An 18,540-nucleotide genomic window follows, 5' to 3' on the forward strand; every position below is an offset into this window, starting at 1 on the left:
GGCAACAGTTTCTCAATATGGATTGCGCTAAAAGCGGGCGGGGGCAATTTGCCTACATCCCGCCATAAACCCGGCGCACCTCGGAATGCTCTCCGAGCGCGTTTGGTGAAGGTGCGTGTCTATTTTGGGAGAAGCCGTGATTTTGCGGCAGGGATATTATGGACGCAAAGGCGATTTCGAAAGCGAATCTCCCCAGCCGCCATGTGACGGTCGGTCCCGAGCGGGCGCCGCACCGGTCCTACCTCTATGCGATGGGGCTTTCGCGGGAAGAGATCGCTCAGCCGCTCGTTGGTGTGGCGAGCTGCTGGAACGAGGCCGCTCCCTGCAATATTTCGCTCATGCGTCAGGCGCAGGTGGTGAAGAAGGGCGTTGCGGCCGCTAACGGGACGCCACGCGAATTCTGCACCATCACCGTCACCGACGGAATCGCCATGGGGCATCAGGGCATGAAGGCCTCGCTGGTCTCGCGAGATGTCATTGCCGATTCGGTCGAACTCACAGTGCGCGGACATTGCTACGACGCCCTGGTCGGCCTTGCCGGATGTGACAAGTCGCTGCCCGGGATGATGATGGCCATGGTGCGTCTCAATGTACCGTCAATCTTCATCTATGGCGGTTCCATCCTTCCCGGCTCTTTCCGTGGGCGGCAGATCACCGTTCAGGACGTGTTCGAGGCGGTTGGCCAGCATTCCGTTGGTGCCATGTCCGACGACGACCTCATGGAGATCGAGCAGGCAGCCTGTCCGTCGGCTGGTTCCTGCGGCGCGCAGTTCACTGCTAATACCATGGCAACCGTGGCCGAGGCGATTGGGCTTGCGCTGCCCTATTCCTGTGGTGCGCCAGCTCCCTACGAGATGCGCGACCGCTTCAACTATGCCTCTGGCGAGAAGATCATGGAACTGGTCGCCAAGCAGATCCGGCCGCGCGATATCGTGACGCGCAAGGCGCTGGAGAATGCGGCTGCCGTGGTTGCTGCTTCGGGCGGCTCCACCAACGCCGCCTTGCACCTGCCGGCGATCGCGCATGAGGCCGGCATCGAGTTCGACCTGTTCGACGTGGCGGAGATATTCAAGCGTACCCCCTATGTCGCAGACCTCAAGCCGGGCGGCAAATATGTCGCCAAGGACCTGTTCGAAGCAGGCGGCATACCGCTCCTGATGAAGACCCTGCTGGAGCACGGATATCTCCATGGCGATTGCATGACTGTGACGGGTCGTACAATTGCCGAAAATATGGAGCACATTCGCTGGAATGACGGTCAGGATGTGGTCTATCCGGCGGACAAGCCGATTACCAGAACCGGTGGTGTCGTGGGCCTCAAGGGCAATCTGGCTCCTGAAGGCGCGATCGTGAAAGTCGCCGGAATGAGTAACCTCAAATTTACCGGGCCGGCGCGCTGTTTCGACTCCGAAGAGGAATGCTTTTCGGCCGTCACGAACCGTGCCTACAAGGAAGGCGAAGTGCTCGTCATCCGCTACGAAGGGCCGAAGGGCGGACCCGGAATGCGCGAGATGTTGGCTACCACGGCCGCTCTTTATGGCCAGGGGATGGGCAGCAAGGTCGCGTTGATCACCGATGGCCGGTTTTCCGGCGCCACACGGGGCTTCTGCATCGGCCATGTCGGCCCGGAGGCCGCCGTCGGCGGTCCGATCGGCCTCCTGAAGGACGGCGACATCATCACCATAGACGCCGTCGAGGGCACGATTGATGTCGCGGTGTCAGAGGAGGAATTCGCAAAGCGCCGCAAGGAATGGAAGCCGCGTGAAACGGACTACCAGTCCGGCGCCATCTGGAAATATGCCCAAACGGTTGGTTCGGCCCGCCTTGGTGCGGTCACCCATCCTGGTGGAGTGAAAGAAACACACTGCTATGCGGATATCTGAAGGGACAAGGGCGGGTATCCTGGCGGCGACCGTGGCTTTCGGCACGGTCGGCGGCGCCGAACAGGCGCTAGCGCTGGATGAAAAAACGGTCGTTCAGCAGGAACGACGCAGCCCTTGGGCTGTCTTCCGTTTCGGCTTCTCGGCCTACAAGAAAGGCAACAAGGACGAGGCTGTCGAAGCTTATCGCTATGCCGCCGAAAATGGCCAGCTTGGCGCGAGTTGGAAACTGGCCCGAATGTATGCGGAAGGCGATGGCGTCGCGCGCGACGATTATGAGGCGTTCAAGTTCTTCGCCGCGATTGCGCAGCAGGATGTGCGCCCCGGAAGCCCTGAGGAGACTTATGTGTCCGATGCGCTGGTGGCGCTGGGGACCTACCTCAAGAATGGTATTCCGGGCAGTCCCGTGAAGGCTGATCCAGTCGCCGCCCAGGAATATTTCATGAGGGCGGCCGCGACCTACCGCAATCCGAACGCTCAATATGAAGTAGGCAAGATGTTCCTCAAAGGCGAAGGTGTTACCCCGAGCGTGCGGCAGGCTGCACGCTGGTTCCAGCTTGCCGCTGAAAAAGGCCATGCGGGCGCCCAGGCAACGCTTGGAAATCTACTTTTCCAAAGCGGAAAGGTGGTGCGCGGCCTCGCTATGATGACGGCGGCGCTCGATCGAGCCTCGCCGGCGGACGCGCCTTGGATACGTGCGATGCAGGAAGAGGCCTTCGCATTGGCCGGCGAATCCGATCGACGCACTGCTATCGCGCTTGCCGCTGATATTCTCTCGAACGGCACGAAATAGCCGCTTCTACACAGGACAAAGGCCGAGTTCGACCGTTACGGGCACGTGGTCCGAGGGCTTTTCCCATGCTCGTGTATGCTTGTCGATTGATACGGATCGCAGTTGGTCGGTAGCTTCCGGCGAAAGCAGAAGATGGTCGATCCGGATGCCGTTGTTCTTCTGCCACGCTCCTGCCTGGTAGTCCCAGAAGGTATAGATGTTACCGCTGTCATTCGTGGCCCGGAGCGCTTCGGTGAAACCGAGTCCGGTAAGCCGGCGGAATGCCTGCCGGCTTTGAGGCTGGAACAGGGCGTCATCGATCCAGCTTTCGGGATGGCGGGCGTCGATAGGGTCCGGAATGACATTGTAGTCACCGGCAATCACCAGAGGCTCCTCGGTAGAGAGGCGGTCAGCCGCCCACCGTTCSVGCCTATCCATCCAGGAAAGCTTGTAGGTGAATTTTTCCGTGCCGATCGGGTTGCCGTTTGGCAGATAGATCGAGGCCACCCTCAAGGCGCCCTGAGCCGTCGAGAACACCCCTTCGATGAAACGTGCCTGCTCGTCGGCATCATTGCCCGGCAGGCCGCGATAAACCTCGTCAAAGCGGAGCTTTGAGAGTATGGCCACCCCGTTGAAACCCTTCTGGCCGTGGGTTTCCACGTGATAGCCGAGCGCTTCGACCGGTTCACGCGGAAACTGCTCATCCACCGACTTGATCTCCTGCAGGCAGACGATATCCGCGGCACTTTCGGTCAACCAGTGAAGCAGGTTCTCGATACGCGCCTTGACGCCGTTGATATTCCAGGTGGCGATTTTCATAAAGTGGGTCCGGATCGGCCTTGTGTGAAGGAAAGGGAGCCACTGGCGTGGCGCTTTTTCACCTTATGCCGCCTCGGCCACACGGGCAACGGTACTCGCATGAGTCGTAGCCGAAAGAGACTTTCTCAGAAAAATTGATACTGGTTCAAATATTCTGGCGGCAATCGAAAGCCTCTTATCTAGAATTTTAGCATCGATTTGGGCCTTAAAGACCCGGACTCACCCGGAAAAGATCAGGAATCCAAGCTACGACAAACCTGGCTATCAGGCCGAAGGACAAACAATTCTTGCGGATTGGCAATATTGCGCCGATCCTGCACTGCCGACCTTGGGAATCCTGATTTCGGCGAAGATCGTAGACTAAAGAGGGGAATACTGAGAGATGTCATTAGCAACTCAACCTGTCGACGAGATGCTGCCTGCACCGCGACTTTTCGCACTGGGCCTGCAGCACGTGCTCGTCATGTATGCAGGTGCGATCGCAGTTCCGCTAATCGTGGGGAGGGCTCTGCAGCTCGAACCGGAACAGGTCGCATTTCTGATCTCTGCCGATCTTTTTACCTGCGGCATCGTGTCGATCCTGCAGTCTTTGGGAGCGTCCCAGTGGTTCGGCATCAGGCTGCCGGTCATGATGGGTGTCACATTCGCCGCGGTCGGCCCTATGGTTTCTATGGCTGTCGCCAATCCGGGCGTCGAGGGCGCGCGCATGATCTTCGGGGCAATTATTGGAGCGGGCATCATTACGATCCTGATTGCGCCCTTCATCAGCCGGATGCTGCGCTTCTTTCCGCCGGTGGTGACAGGCACAATCATTCTTGTCATTGGCGTGACGCTGATGAAGATCGGCATAAGCTGGATATTCGGGCTGCCGGTCGGACCAACCGCACCGAGGATCGTTGATCCCGAGCATGCTGCGTGGCTGAAGGCGGTCACGGACGCTGCCGGGACAGGTGGAGCATCCTTGCCAGCCGTGCCGGAAGGCCTTGCCCTGGCGCCGAAAATGCCCAATCCTGCCTACGCTCCAATCTCCAACATCGTGCTTTCCCTGATTGTTCTCGCAGTCGTGATCGTCCTGGCGCGATATGCGAAAGGCTTTCTCGCCAATATCGCCGTGTTGACGGGCATCGTGGTCGGCGGCGTGCTGGCAGCGGCAATGGGTATGATGCATTTCGACAAGGTGGCGAGCGCTGGATGGTTTGCGCCGATCATGCCGTTCCATTTCGGCGCGCCGATCTTCGATCCCGTGCTGATTCTGACCATGGTCCTGGTGATGATCGTCGTCATGATCGAATCGACCGGCATGTTCCTTGCTCTTGGCGAAATGACCGGCAAGAAGGTGACGCAACCCATGCTTTCGGCCGGCCTCAGGATGGACGGCTTGGGGACCGTGCTCGGAGGCATCTTCAACACCTTCCCCTATACAAGCTTCTCCCAGAATGTCGGGCTGGTGGGCGTCACCGGCATCAAGAGCCGCTTTGTCTGTGTGGCGGGCGGCATGATCCTCGTGGTGCTGGGGCTCATTCCGAAGATGGGCGCGCTGGTGGAGGCGCTGCCGACGGTGGTGCTCGGCGGCGCCGGAATCGTCATGTTCGGCATGGTGGCGGCGACCGGCATCCGCATTCTCACCGGCGTGGATTTCAAGACCAGCCGCAACAATCTGTTCATCGTCGCTATCTCGCTTGGTCTCGGCATGATCCCGGTCGTCGCTCCGGATTTCCACATGTGGCTGCCGAAGGTTATCGGCCCGCTGATCGATTCCGGAATCCTGCTTGCATCGATCTCGGCGGTGCTGCTCAACATGTTGTTCAACGGAGCCACCGGCGACGAAGCCGCAGTCCGCGAAGCGGCAATGTCAGCGGAAAGCTGAGCAGAACCAAGGAGAAAGGACCGCCTGTGCAGGCGGCCCTTTCAGGGAATTGGTTTGGTTACTGGTTTACACGGTCCTGGCTGGTCCACGGGACATATCGTCCTTGCCGGCGTTCCTGCCGACGCTCCCGGCGCTCTTCTCTACGATCCACACGACGGTCGGCTCTCCGCTCCTGCCGGCGTTCCTGACGCACTTCCTGCCGCCTTTCGCGGCGCTGCTCGGCACGATTTTCCCGGCGCTGCTCGCGGATAGCGTCCCGCCGTTCTTCCCGGCGTTCGCGACGTGCTTCTTCACGACGTTCTTGTCGCCGCTCCTGGCGTGCTTCCTGCCGCCTCTCGCGCCGCTGCTCGGCACGGTTTTCCCGGCGCTCCTGGCGCCATTCACGACGGGCCTCACGACGCTCGTGACGTATCCATCGACGGAAATCACTGCGATGGCCGTGATAGTGGCGATGGCGATAGACATTGTAGTCGTAGGTGACGATGGGAAGGCCGATCGCTACGCCGACGCTGGAAACCGGACGACGGTAGTAGCGTTCGCCGAGATAAGCGAGGTAGTCGCCGGACACCCAGCCCCGCAACCCGTCCCATTCGATGTCACACCAACCGTAGCCGCTGAGGCAGCCATGAACCAGAACAGTGTCGCCGCCGGGTATCGTATCGATGCGCTCGTAGCCGGTGCTGGGGCCGAGGCGCATGTTGAGGTCGGTCGTGGTGATGGCGCGCTCCGCCGCTGACGCAATTGCAGGCGCCATCAGCCCAGCCGCCAGTGCTGCGACCCTGAGCTTGTTGTTCAGCATTCTCTGCTCCTTCCTCATGCATTCCTCGCTGCGGAGGTAACCGGGTGAGAGCAGGCTAGTTCCCGACCGCTGAATTGGCTTTGAACAGCAAATTCACCCTGCATTCATGTCGAAAGGATCGGATTGCAATGAAAAGGCCGCGCAAAACGACTATTTTCGACCCTGAAATAGAACTTAAATAGAAAAGCTTGTGCCGCAGCCGCAGGAGGCGACGGCGTTCGGATTTCGTATCTGGAAAGACTGCCCCATGAGGTCATCGACGAAATCGATGACCGACCCGCCCATATAGATGAGCGACAGATCGTCGACGAGCACCGTCGCGCCATTCTTCTCGAAGGCGATGTCATCGTCATTGCGGGTATCGGCGAGGTCAAATTTATAGGAAAATCCCGAGCAACCGCCGCCTTCCACCGTGACCCGAAGCCCGATCTTGCCCCGCTCCTTGCCGACGATGTCGGCAATGCGCTTCGCAGCGGCATCGGTCACTTCGATAGCGTTCATCTGGGACTTGGCATCTGCGCCCATAGGAGTCACCTTGCGTTCGCATTCGCACAATAGGTATGAAGCCGCAAAGGCCAAGTCAACCGGTGGTGAGAGACGGAGCCGATCGTGGGAAGCCTGAAGGATATCGGCTTTGGATATCGGCCGCGCGCATCCTATGCCAGCGACCCGGTCAAGTCCCGCGGCAGGTTCTACGACGAGACCGAAAGCCGGACGCGCACGCCCTTTCAGCGGGATCGTGACCGCATCATCCATTCAACGGCGTTCCGCCGCCTCAAGCACAAAACGCAGGTTTTCATTGCACATGAAGGCGATCACTACCGCACGCGGTTGACGCATTCGATCGAGGTTGCGCAGATCGCACGGGCGCTGGCGCGTTCGCTCTGTTGCGACGAGGATCTGGCCGAGGCCGTGGCGCTGGTGCATGACTTCGGCCACACGCCTTTCGGCCATACCGGTGAGGACGCCCTGAACGACAAGATGAAGCCCTGGGGCGGTTTTGACCACAATGCGCAGTCGTTGCGCATCGTTACACGGCTGGAACGCCGCTATGCCGAATTCGACGGCCTGAACCTCACCTGGGAAACGCTGGAAGGGCTGGTGAAGCACAATGGCCCGCTGACAGACCGTGCCGGTAACGGTCTTCACGGCCCGATACCGCAGCCCATCAGCGACTATACGCAACTGCATGACCTGGAGCTCTGGCGATTTGCCAGCCTGGAGGCGCAGTGCGCGGCGATCGCTGATGACATTGCCTACAATGCCCACGATATCGATGACGGGCTGCGCTCCGGCCTGCTTTCGCTGGAAATGCTGGAAGAGGTGCCCCTGCCGGCGGCCATATTGCGGACCGTCCGCGATCTCTACCCTCAGCTTGATCCGGTGCGTACCGGACATGAGCTGATGCGCCGGCAGATCACGGCCATGGTGGAAGATGTCATCACGGCGGCTCAGGCCAGGCTCTCCGAACTGGCGCCGGACAATATTGATGCCATCCACGATGCCGGCTTTACGGTCGTAACCTTTTCCGAACACATGGCTTCTCAGGAGAAGGAACTGAAACAATTCCTCTATGCCAATCTCTACCGGCACCCGGTCGTCATGCGGATCAGAGCCGGAGCGGATCGGATCGTGCGCAATCTGTTCGATGTCTATTTCGCTGATCCGCGCCAGATGCCGGAAGGCTGGAGAGAAGGGCTCGACCGGGCGGAAGATCGCGTCAAAGCACGGGACGTGGCGGACTTCCTGGCCGGCATGACCGATACCTATGCAATCAAGGAACACCGCCGGCTGTTTGACCGCTCGCCGGAATTGAGCTAGGCGAAAGCCCGATTTTCGGCAGTCGGGCCGCAGAATCCGAGAATTTACCGGGACATCCTTCATGAATATCTTTGCCGATTTCAGCGATCGGATCATAAAAGCCGTAGAAGCGCTTGATTTGAAAACACAAAGCGGGGAAGCGCCTGTCCTTTCCCGCATTTCCGTGGAGCCACCCCGTGACCCGACTCATGGGGATCTGGCGACAAATGCCGCCATGGTTCTTGCCAAGCCGGCGGGGCAGAATCCGCGCGTTTTGGGCGAGCGGATAGCAGAGGCGCTGCGCGCCGATCCCGATGTGGCGGAAGCGAGCGTTGCCGGCCCGGGATTTGTCAATCTGAAGCTTGGCGACGGTTTCTGGCAGGCGCGGCTTGGCGAAATCCTCGACCAGTCGACGGAGTACGGCCGCTCGGATATGGGCGGCGGACGCAAGGTCAATGTCGAATATGTTTCGGCCAACCCGACGGGACCGATGCATGTCGGCCATTGCCGTGGGGCCGTCGTGGGTGACGCACTCGCCAATCTGCTCGCCTTTGCCGGCTATGACGTGGTGAAGGAATATTATATCAACGATGCGGGCGCCCAGATCGATGTGCTCGGTCGCTCCGTTCTCCTGCGCTATCGGGAAGCACTGGGCGAGGACATCGGAAAGATACCGGAAGGCCTTTATCCGGGCGATTATCTGGTGCCGGTAGGCGAGGCGTTGGTTAAGGAGTTCGGGCGACAGCTCAATCAGATGCCCGAGGACGAAGCGCTGGACATCGCCAAGGATCGTGCGATCGACGCCATGATGGTGATGATCCGTGAGGACTTGGCCGCGCTGAACGTGCACCACGAGGTCTTTTTCTCGGAGCGTTCGCTGCATGTCGACAACGCAAAGGCAATCCGCTCGGCCATCAATGACCTGACCCTGAAGGGCCATGTCTACCGCGGCAAGCTGCCGCCGCCAAAGGGACAGAAGCCGGAAGACTGGGAGGATCGCGAACAGACGCTATTCCGGTCCACCGAGGTTGGTGACGATATCGACCGGCCGCTGATGAAGTCCGACGGCTCTTTCACCTATTTCGCTGCCGACGTGGCCTACATGAAGGACAAATATGCGCGCGGCTTCGAGCATCTTATATTCGTACTCGGCGCCGACCATGGCGGTTATGTAAAACGGCTCGAGGCGCTGGCGAAAGCGATCGCCGGCGACAAACTTGAGATCACCGTTCTGCTCTGTCAACTCGTGAAGCTCTATCGCGGCGGCGAGCCGGTGCGCATGTCCAAACGGGCAGGAGAGTTCATCACGTTGCGCGATGTCGTGGACGAGGTGGGTCGCGATCCGATCCGTTTCATGATGCTGTATCGTAAGAACGACGCGCCGCTGGACTTCGATTTCGCCAAGGTGACCGAGCAGTCGAAGGACAATCCTGTCTTCTACGTTCAGTATGCGTCCGCACGTTGCCACTCGGTTTTCCGGCAGGCGAAGGAACAGTTCGGTGTCGAAGGTTTTGACCGGTCGGTCATGAAGGCGGCTTCCCATCGTCTTGCCGATGAAGGGGAGATCGCGCTGGTCAAGAAGCTCGCCGAATATCCCAGACTTATCGAAAGTGCGGCGCAATCACTGGAGCCGCATCGACTTGCTTTTTACCTTTATGATCTTGCCAGTCTTTTCCACGCACATTGGAATCGCGGTACGGAGACACCGGGCTTACGTTTTGTTAAGGTTAACGACCCAGAATTAACCCATGCCAGACTGGGTCTGGTGCAGGCCGTGTCCGATGTGCTGACATCGGGACTGACGCTGGTAGGAGCCGAGGCGCCCGCCGAAATGCGCTAGAAACCGCGGAAAACCTGTCACCATTTGCCCACATTGCGCTGGTACGGCCAATTGCAAGTAATGTGACGTCGCCGGCGTCCTACCAAGTGTAAGCGTGGGAAAAAACATGGCAGATTCGAATCGTTCAAGAATAGCCGACTACGACGGCTTCGCAGACAACGATCCCTTTGCCGAGCTCACCAGGATCATGGGACATGATCCTTGTCCTCAGCCGGCGAGTTCTGATGAGGATCTCGAGGTCGACTTGGAGAACGAACTCATGGGCGGCCTGGCCGATATGGAAGGTCAGGCGAATCGCTCTGCCGAGCCGACGGCCTTTGTGCCCCAAGAGGCCGGGGAAGAGCCTGTCGCGGTCGATCCCGACCTTGAGCAGGCGATGGAAGATGAGCTCGACATCCCGCTCGATCTTGAGGGCGAGTTCGCCTCAGTCTTCGAGGAGGAGTTCCGGCCCGAGGCCGCGCAAGCCGCCAAGGAACATCGGAGGCATGTGCCGGAGGAGGCGGTTCCCCAGCTTGTCGACGAGGGGAGTTCTCTGTCCATGCAGGACAGTCCGGCTCCCGTCTATGATGAACCGCAGGCTTTCCAGTATCAGGACTATATATCGGAAGCTTCGGATCCCCGGCAGGCGGAAGCAGAGGAACTGCCTGATATCGATTTTGACGATGACGACCTTGCAGCGGTGGACGCTGATTTCGGACCCGAATCCAGTCAGGAATCCAGCGCCGACGAAACTGGAAAGCCAATCACTCATAATGAGGAGTCTTTCGAGAAGGCCGATTGGTCCCCGGTCGAATCAATAGCGACGTTGAGTACCGACGAGGCCGCAAGCGCAGCGGGATGGAATGCTGCCTCCGCGCAGGTTCAAGACGAGGCCGAAGAGGCTTTCCTGGCAGATTCAGCCGATGATGCAGAACCAGAAGAGCCGGTTGCGGAAGTCGATTGGCAGCAAGACGAGACAGATGGTGCTGTTGCCCCCGATTTTGAGACCATGGAGCCTGTGGAGCTTGTCGCTCGAGATTCTTCCGCGGATACGGATCAGGATGTTTCGGCCGATTTTGCGGCCTTCACCGAGGAGCATCGTGATCTTGAAGATGAACTGACGGCTCTCTTGTCGGAACAGGAGGCGGGAGCCGCTGCGCTTGCTGGTTTGACCTCGACGGGAGCCGATGAAGCGGTCGCCTCGGATGGAGAAGAGGCATTCGACTATTCGTTGGCGGCGTCGGATCGCCACGATTTCCTGGCGGCCGAAGATCCAGTTGTGGCCGAAGAGTCGTCGGATGAAGAGTTCGATCTGCCTGATGATTTTGCCGAACTGGGTGAAGAGGACCTTATGGCAGAGGACGCGTGCCAACCGGCCACCGAAGCCGTAGAGGACGACGATCCTGCGCCATACATTCCCCTTTCCTCACCGTCCGGTTCCTACCACTCCGAGGCCAATTCCGAGCCTGCCTTGACTGACGCGGACAACTATCAGCCTGAACTGGATGAAAGCACTTTCGCGGCCGATCAGGAAGTGACAGAAGGAGATCATCAGGCCGCCTTTGCCACGGCTGACGCCGGAGGTGACGTTGCGAATATGCCTGAAATCGAGACAGTCGAAGTGCCGGACCAAGCGGTCGCCATAGCTGACGATCTCGATATTCCCGATCTGGACCTTGAAGAAGACGTTCCACCGGCATCGGAATTCGATGAGCTGGAAGCCGAACTTGCCGGTGCCTTCGGCGAGATACCGGTCGAGAGCGTCGGACATACCGCTGCAACGCCGGAAATGACTGCCTCGCCGATGGCAGGACGTGACGGAACCGCTGCCGAACATCATATCGATCCGGCGCAGGACGAGCGGGCCTACCTGACAGAGCCGGAACTCGCTGCCGGCTATGCAGCCGCTGTGACCGGTTATCATGGCATCGCGCCTGCCAATGCCGAGGATGATTTCGAATTCGATCGAACCGGGTTTGACGGCATGGCTTCCGTAAATTCGCAGGGCCATGCCGATGAGGAGAAACCCGCGCGGCGCGGCCTGCTTATCGCGGCGGCCGTCGCCGGTATTGCCGTCCTCGGTGGTATTGGAGCCTACGCTTTCTCCTTTGGCGACGGCGGTTCTTCGACGCCGGCGCTTGTCGAAGCGAGTAACGAGCCGTTCAAGGTAAGGCCGGAAAATCCCGGCGGAACCCAGGTGGCGAACCAGAACAACGAGGTCTATCGCCGCGCATCCGGGATAAGCTCTGACGAGAGGCCGGCCCAGGAAAGACTGGTGACCACGACCGAGGAGCCGATCGACGTCGCAGCGCGTACCGGAACCGAGCCGCGGCTTGCAGATACGTCTGCGGACTCCGTGGAAGGCGAGCAATCGGCTTCTGTGGGAGACACAGTGGCCAAATCCGATGATCGGCTTGATCCGGCAGTCGATGATACCGGTGCGGGAGATGAAGTTGTAGCCGTGGCCCCTCGCAAGGTAAGGACGCTTGTTGTCCGTCCGGATGGAACTATGGTGCCCACCGAGATGCCGGCTGATACGGCAGGCGAGCAGATGGTGGCTTCTGTCGGTGACGGAAGCGCAGCGGAGGCGATGCGCCAACCGTCGTCACCTTCCGATGCCAATGCGGCTCCCAATGCGCCATCAATCGGTGCAGTGAATGGTGAAAACCCCTTGGCCGAAGCCGTGCCTGTTCCGACTTCCCGGCCTGCCGATGCGCCGGTGGCACAGCAGCCCCGCCAGGAAGCGCCTCGTCAGGAGCAGCCTCAGCAAGTGGCATCGGCCGCGACCACTGGAGCGGCGGCCGGCGCCTCCACGCCTGTCGCCTCGGAGCCGACCAGCAGCTGGTCAGTACAAATATCGTCCCAGCCGACGGCCGAGAGCGCGCAGCAATCCTACGAGGACCTTGCCCGCCGCTATGGCGAACTTCTCTCGGGGCGCGGTGTGAATATCGTGAAGGCTGACATAGCGGGGAAGGGAACCTATTATCGCGTGCGGGTCCCTTCCTCTTCCAAGAATGACGCGATTGATCTGTGTTCGCGTCTGAAGGCTGCAGGCGGAAGCTGCTTCGTCTCCCAGTAGTCCCTGCGGGACCGTCACTTTGAAAGCCGCCGTGGGTCCCACGGCGGCTTTCATGCTTTCCTACAGACGATTCAACTTGGAGGCATGTTGCTTTATGCTCTGTCAAATGAGCGAATCAAAAGCGATGATCCTCGGCGTGTCCGGGGCACAACTCACCAAAGAGGAAGCGACCTTCTTCCGTGGCGAAATGCCGTGGGGATTCATACTCTTCGCGCGTAATGTGAAAGAGCATAATCAGCTCAGCGATTTGGTCGAGGCGATGCGCGACTGCGTTGGCCGGCCGGATGCTCCCATCTTCATCGACCAGGAAGGCGGCCGCGTCCAGCGCCTGCGTCCGCCGCTGGCTCCCGACTATCCTCCCGCCGCCGCGCTGGGCGAACTCTACTTTAGGGACCGCGAAGCCGGTTTGCGCGCTGCCTGGCTGATGTCGCGGCAGCATGCCTTCGATCTGGCGCGCTATGGTATTACGGCCGACTGTTTGCCGGTGTTGGATGTGCCTGTGGAGGGCTCGAGCGATGTCATCGGGAGCCGCGCCTATGGCAAGGATCCCCAAGTCGTTACCGCTCTTGGCAGAGCGGCCGCTGAAGGCCTGATGGCTGGAGGTCTTTTGCCGGTGATGAAGCACATACCCGGCCACGGGAGGGCATTTGTCGACAGCCATCACGAACTGCCGAAGGTTGATGCTTCGCTCAGAGATCTGCGCAAACACGACTTCGTACCTTTCACTGCCTTGAACGACCTGCCGATGGCGATGACGGGCCATGTCGTCTATACGGCGATCGATCCAGACAATCCGGCCACGACCTCCGGCAAGGTCATTTCGGAGATTATCCGGGCAGAGATCGGCTTCGACGGCTTGCTGATGAGCGACGATACCTCCATGAAGGCGCTTTCTGGGGATTTCTCGGAGAGAGCCAAGGCGATCCTTGCAGCAGGCTGTGATCTGGTTCTTCACTGTAACGGTGTCATGGAAGAGATGTCTGCCGTGGCCAGAAAGACATCTGGTTTGGAGGGGGGAAGTCTTGAACGCGCCCGGCGCGTGCTCTCTCGGCTGAAGCCTGCCGATGACACCGAGGAGGCGTCCGCGCGTGAGGAATTCGGAGAACTTTTAAACGCCGTAGCCTAAGGAGACGGTAGCGAATTGGCCCAGTCCAACGAACAGCAGGCCGGAAAGCCGATCCCCATGGACAAGCTGTGGGACGACAATCAGGAGGAGCGCGGGGTGTCTGAGCCGGCGCTGACAGTTGACGTCGCGGGATTCGAAGGGCCGCTGGACTTGCTGCTGCATCTGGCGCGCAACCAGAAGGTCGATCTGGCACGTATCTCGATCCTGGCGCTGGCGGAGCAATATCTCGAATTTATCGAGCGCGTGCGCCAGATGCGGCTGGAATTGGCTGCTGATTATCTGGTCATGGCTGCCTGGTTGGCCTATCTCAAATCGCGGCTTCTGATCCCGAAACAGCGGGACGATGAGGGGCAGAGCGGTGAGGACCTGGCAGCCGTTCTGCAATTTCGGCTGAAGCGGCTCGAAGCCATGCGCGACGCGGCGGCGCGTCTGGTCAACCGCAACCGGCTCGGACGCGATGTCTTTGCGCGTGGCATGCCGGAAGCCGTCATCATGGAGAAACAGAGCCAGTACACGGCGACTCTCTACGACCTGCTGACAGCCTATGCAGCGCAGCGGCAGCGCCGCGCGATCACCAATGTGCGCATTGCCAAGCGCGGCGTCTGGTCCCTGAAGGAGGCGCGCGACATCCTCACGCGCATGATTGGCCAATTCAGTGACTGGACCGCGCTCGACCGCTTCCTGATCCAATATATGACCAGTTCCGAGGAAAGGGCGACTGCGCTCGCAAGCTCGTTCGCGGCGAGCCTTGAGCTTGTGCGGGAAGGCGAATTGGAAATTCGCCAGCATGAGGCCTTTGCTCCCCTCTATATGAGAAATCGCCGGAAAACGCCGAATATGGCGGAGGTAATCCATGACTGAAGGTGGCAATGTAGTGCCCTTCGTGAACGACGAAGAGGAACACGGACCCGAATCTGCGGGCAACCCCGCCAAGCGCCTCTATCTCATGGAGGCCAAGCGTATGGTCGAAGCCATGATTTTCGCTAGCGCCGAACCGATCTCGGAAAAGGCACTTGTGGCGCGGCTTCCCGACGGGATCGATGTCGCTCCGGTGCTGCAGGACCTGAAACGCGACTACGAGCGGCGCGGCGTCAATCTGGTGCGCGTGGGAGAGGCTTGGGCCTTTCGCACGGCCAGCGATCTTTCCTTCCTGATGAGCCGTAATGCCGTTCAGCAGAAGAAGCTCTCGCGGGCCGCTCTCGAAGTGTTGGCCATTGTCGCTTACCACCAGCCGGTCACGCGGGCCGAGATCGAGGAGATCCGGGGTGTAGAGACATCCAAGGGTACGCTGGACACGCTCATGGAGACCGGCTGGGTCAGGATGCGTGGCCGCCGTCGTACGCCCGGCAGGCCGGTGACATACGGCACGACGGATGCGTTCCTGGACCATTTCGGGCTCGAGGAGCTTCGCGATCTGCCCGGCATAGAGGAATTGAAGGGCGCTGGGTTGTTGTCACCGCGCATGCCGTCCAACTTCTCCGTGCCCCAGCCGCTTTCCGATCCCGATGCTCTCACCGAGGACGAGGATCCGCTGACGGATATCGATCTTGAGGAACTTGGTCTGTTGACACCTCGCGTCGAGGATGATTGACCGCATTGGAGCCGGCAAATGAAGCCGGTCGAATGCGATCTTTCGGAAGGCGCGGTCGGATGACTGAGGCAGCGCAGAAGTCTACTGCGGGTGTCACATTCGCCGCCCGCCTGTCCTTTGAGCATATCAGCCACCGCTTTTCCGACCACACTGCTGCTCTTCACGATGTCACGCTCACGGCGGAGCCAGGCGAGGTGCTATGCCTCCTTGGTCCCTCCGGCTCAGGCAAGACGACGTTGCTCAGGATTGCCGCCGGCATAGAGCCTCAAAGCGCGGGCAGGGTGCTTCTCAACGATCGCGAGATAGCGGGGCCGTCTGTATTCCTGCCGCCGGAGCAGCGGTCTATAGGCTTGGTTTTCCAGGATTTTGCGCTGTTTCCCCATATGACGATCCTCGACAATGTGCGCTTCGGGCTGACGGCGCTTTCACGCGAGGAAGCCCGGCGCGAGGCGATCATCGCGCTGGAGCGGGTAGGGCTTGCTCACTATGCGGCTGCCTATCCGCACATCCTTTCTGGCGGCGAGCAGCAACGTGTCGCATTGGCGCGGGCGCTTGTACCCCGTCCTGCCGTGCTTCTGATGGACGAGCCCTTTTCCGGTCTCGATTCCCGCCTCAAGGATTCCGTGCGCGCCGAAACGCTGGATATATTGCGGCAGAGCCGGGCCACAGCCATCGTCGTGACCCACGATGCGGAGGAAGCAATGCGCATGGGCGACCGCATTGCGCTTTTGAAGGATGGCCGGCTGATCCAGGTAGGAAGGGCGCAGGAACTTTATCAGTCTCCTGCAAGTCTTTTCGTCGCCGGCTTTTTCTCCGAACTCAATATCCTGGATGCAGATGCCAGACATGGCGCTGTCGAGACGCCGCTTGGCCGGTTCGAAGCACCCGGCCTTGCCGATGGAACGCCGGTGGCCGTAGCCATCCGGCTTTCGGGATTCGATGTGGGCGAAAGGATTGGCGATATTCCCGCCCGGGTGGTATCACGCCGTTTCCTAGGCGTCGTCGAACTCCTGGAGTTGGCGGTGCCGGGCGCGGATTTTCACCTTCGCGCCAGAGTGCGCTGCGGCGCATTGTCATCCCAGGCGAAGGATATCTGGCTGTCGATCAGAAAGTCTGATGTTCTTGTGTTTGAAAGACAGCCCGAAAACGCATAAATCAATGAGAGCCTGTCTTAGGCTTGGGAAAAGTTCGAAAGAGACGAATAAATGGGTTCCTTTTCTATTTGGCACTGGCTCATCGTGCTCGTGGTCGTTCTCCTGCTCTTCGGTCGGGGCAAAATCCCCGAGCTGATGGGAGACATGGCCAAGGGCATCAAGAGCTTCAAGAAGGGTATGTCGGAGGACGAGGAGAACGCCGACGATACCCGAACGGTCGAGCATCGCACCGACGAGACGGTGAAGGCACCGAAGGAAAAGGCAAGCAAGACCTGAGCTGCGTGGCCGGTTTTGCCTGCCGTTTCGCCTTGCTATCTGGATTGATGGTCCATGTTTGACGTCGGCTGGCCTGAACTGCTGGTGATTGCGATCGTCATGATCGTGGTCGTGGGGCCGAAGGATTTGCCGCGAATGCTGCGGCAGTTCGGCCGCACGACAGCCAAGTTGCGCGCAATGGCGGGCGATTTTCGCAAGCAATTTGATGAAGCGCTCAAGGAAGCGGAACTGGACGAGGTCCGCAACATTGCCAATGAAGCGCGCAAATTCGATCCTCGCAATGAGATCAGGAAGCATCTGAGTCCGATGGAGAAAGCCGCGCAGGATGTGCGAGACGGCTTCGACGCGGCCATGAAGCCGAAGCCGTCAACCTCGGCAGAACCAGCCAGCGCAACGGCCCATCCGGCCAAGCCACTCAAGGCAGGGCCGACCGGCATGGCCACAGAGGCGATCCGGTCCTCCAGCGTGCCCGCGGTCGAAAAGTCGAAGACGACACCCAAGCCGAGAGCGAAGGCAGGTGTGGCCAAAGCCGTTTCTCCGGCCGCCGCGAAAAAGTCCAGATCAGCGGCACCCAGGAAGGCTGCGGCTACCAAGCCTGCCAGCGGCAAGAAAACATCCGGAACGAGCAAGTGAGCGCCGAAGACGACGAAATCGAGAAATCCTCGGCCCCCCTTATCGAGCACCTGATCGAACTGCGCCAGCGGCTGATATGGGCGATCGCAGGGTTCTTTGTGGCATTCCTGGCCTGCTTCTTTTTTGCAAAGCAGATATTCAACCTGCTGGTCATTCCCTTTCAATGGGCGACCGAGTGGGCTGGCCTGGATTCGGACAAGGTCGATCTGATCTATACTGCTCCGCAGGAATTCTTTTTCACGCAGATCAAGCTGGCGATGTTCGGTGGGCTCGTGATTGCCTTTCCGGTTATCGCGACACAGATTTATAAATTCGTTGCTCCGGGCCTTTACCGTAATGAGCGGCGGGCCTTTCTGCCCTTTCTGATTGCTTCGCCTATCCTGTTTCTGCTAGGCGGTGCGCTCGTTTATTTCTTCTTCACCCCTATGGTGATGCTGTTCTTCCTGTCGATGCAGCAGGTGGGGCCTGACAACGAAATCCAGATTTCCTTGCTGCCGCGGGTTTCCGAATATCTCGGTCTCATCATGACCCTGATTCTGTCCTTCGGACTCGTATTTCAGCTTCCCGTGGTCACCACGCTGATGGCTCGCGTCGGACTGCTCAGTTCGCAGGGACTGGTGGATAAGCGCAAATATGCAATCGTCGGTGCCTTCATTGTCGCAGCGGTGCTGACGCCGCCTGATCCTGTCAGCCAGATCGGCCTTGCGATTCCGACCATCCTTCTCTACGAGATTTCCATCTGGACCGCCCGGATGGTGGAACGGAAACGCGAGGAAGAGAAAGCGGCGAACGAGCAGGCAGCAGCGGAAGCCAACGCTGAACCGGTCGTTGCCAATGCCAAGGCAAAGGAAGGCGGCGCTTAGCCGATTTCCCATTCTGATTCGCATTTTCTCACTCTTCCGGCAGCGGTCTCATACGCAATCCC

General features: G+C 59.6%; 16 protein-coding genes. 13 read left to right on the forward strand and 3 right to left on the reverse strand.

Annotated features, from left to right (window positions below; translation table 11 throughout):
* The first annotated feature begins 158 nt into the window (after positions 1-158).
* Positions 159-1,883 (forward strand): dihydroxy-acid dehydratase, encoded by a 1,725-nt coding sequence (gene ilvD, locus L598_RS10815; protein ID WP_144862382.1) that lies wholly within the window; start codon positions 159-161, stop codon positions 1,881-1,883.
* Entirely contained in the window at positions 1,870-2,673 is an 804-nt protein-coding gene (locus L598_RS10820; RefSeq protein ID WP_144862384.1) for a tetratricopeptide repeat protein, read from the forward strand. Before ilvD ends, L598_RS10820 begins: the two co-directional genes overlap by 14 nt.
* Positions 2,674-2,679: 6 nt before the next feature.
* Here the strand turns inward: L598_RS10820 and xth are convergent, their stop codons facing one another.
* The gene (gene xth / locus L598_RS10825) at positions 2,680-3,471 is read right to left on the reverse strand and encodes an exodeoxyribonuclease III (protein WP_144862386.1); all 792 of its coding nucleotides are present in this window, start codon (positions 3,469-3,471) and stop codon (positions 2,680-2,682) included.
* Positions 3,472-3,853: 382 nt separating this feature from the next.
* Here xth and L598_RS10830 point away from each other — a divergent pair, with 382 nt between their 5' ends.
* Positions 3,854-5,338, forward strand: a complete 1,485-nt coding sequence (locus L598_RS10830) for a nucleobase:cation symporter-2 family protein (RefSeq protein WP_144862388.1) — start codon at positions 3,854-3,856, stop codon at positions 5,336-5,338.
* 58 nt (positions 5,339-5,396) lie between these two features.
* Here L598_RS10830 and L598_RS10835 read toward each other — a convergent pair whose 3' ends face one another.
* Positions 5,397-6,137 carry an SH3 domain-containing protein gene (locus tag L598_RS10835; protein ID WP_186445000.1) on the reverse strand — a complete coding sequence of 247 codons (741 nt, stop codon included), beginning with the start codon at positions 6,135-6,137 and terminating at the stop codon, positions 5,397-5,399.
* A gap of 174 nt (positions 6,138-6,311) precedes the next feature.
* Positions 6,312-6,662 carry an iron-sulfur cluster insertion protein ErpA gene (erpA, locus tag L598_RS10840; protein WP_144862393.1) on the reverse strand — a complete coding sequence of 117 codons (351 nt, stop codon included), beginning with the start codon at positions 6,660-6,662 and terminating at the stop codon, positions 6,312-6,314.
* 81 nt (positions 6,663-6,743) lie between these two features.
* On the opposite strand from erpA, the gene L598_RS10845 reads away from it, so the two are divergent.
* The 10 genes from L598_RS10845 (at position 6,744) to tatC (ending at position 18,478) form a co-directional block, all read left to right on the forward strand.
* Complete coding sequence (locus L598_RS10845; protein WP_144862395.1) at positions 6,744-7,958, forward strand: deoxyguanosinetriphosphate triphosphohydrolase; 1,215 nt, start codon at positions 6,744-6,746, stop codon at positions 7,956-7,958.
* 61 nt (positions 7,959-8,019) lie between these two features.
* Positions 8,020-9,777: an arginine--tRNA ligase gene (gene argS / locus L598_RS10850; RefSeq protein ID WP_144862397.1), complete on the forward strand. Its 1,758-nt coding sequence runs from the start codon at positions 8,020-8,022 to the stop codon at positions 9,775-9,777.
* A gap of 106 nt (positions 9,778-9,883) precedes the next feature.
* A complete protein-coding gene (locus tag L598_RS10855; RefSeq protein WP_144862399.1) occupies positions 9,884-12,835 on the forward strand; it encodes an SPOR domain-containing protein in 2,952 nt (983 codons plus the stop codon).
* Between the two features lie 106 nt (positions 12,836-12,941).
* Entirely contained in the window at positions 12,942-13,961 is a 1,020-nt protein-coding gene (nagZ, locus tag L598_RS10860) for a beta-N-acetylhexosaminidase (protein ID WP_144862401.1), read from the forward strand.
* Between the two features lie 57 nt (positions 13,962-14,018).
* A complete protein-coding gene (locus L598_RS10865; RefSeq protein WP_186445004.1) occupies positions 14,019-14,822 on the forward strand; it encodes a ScpA family protein in 804 nt (267 codons plus the stop codon).
* The gene (scpB, locus tag L598_RS10870; RefSeq protein WP_144862405.1) at positions 14,815-15,552 is read left to right on the forward strand and encodes an SMC-Scp complex subunit ScpB; all 738 of its coding nucleotides are present in this window, start codon (positions 14,815-14,817) and stop codon (positions 15,550-15,552) included. The genes L598_RS10865 and scpB overlap by 8 nt, the downstream gene beginning before the upstream one ends.
* A 59-nt stretch (positions 15,553-15,611) precedes the next feature.
* A complete protein-coding gene (locus L598_RS10875) occupies positions 15,612-16,706 on the forward strand; it encodes an ABC transporter ATP-binding protein (RefSeq protein ID WP_144862407.1) in 1,095 nt (364 codons plus the stop codon).
* Positions 16,707-16,757: 51 nt separating this feature from the next.
* Positions 16,758-16,982 carry a twin-arginine translocase TatA/TatE family subunit gene (locus tag L598_RS10880; RefSeq protein WP_144862409.1) on the forward strand — a complete coding sequence of 75 codons (225 nt, stop codon included), beginning with the start codon at positions 16,758-16,760 and terminating at the stop codon, positions 16,980-16,982.
* Between the two features lie 54 nt (positions 16,983-17,036).
* Positions 17,037-17,615 (forward strand): Sec-independent protein translocase protein TatB, encoded by a 579-nt coding sequence (gene tatB, locus L598_RS10885; RefSeq protein ID WP_144862410.1) that lies wholly within the window; start codon positions 17,037-17,039, stop codon positions 17,613-17,615.
* Positions 17,612-18,478, forward strand: a complete 867-nt coding sequence (tatC, locus tag L598_RS10890; protein WP_144862412.1) for a twin-arginine translocase subunit TatC — start codon at positions 17,612-17,614, stop codon at positions 18,476-18,478. The genes tatB and tatC overlap by 4 nt, the downstream gene beginning before the upstream one ends.
* The last annotated feature ends 62 nt before the right edge of the window (positions 18,479-18,540 follow it).

Source organism: Mesorhizobium sp. J18, from assembly GCF_007829525.1.
Classification (GTDB): Bacteria; Pseudomonadota; Alphaproteobacteria; order Rhizobiales; family Rhizobiaceae; genus VLJP01.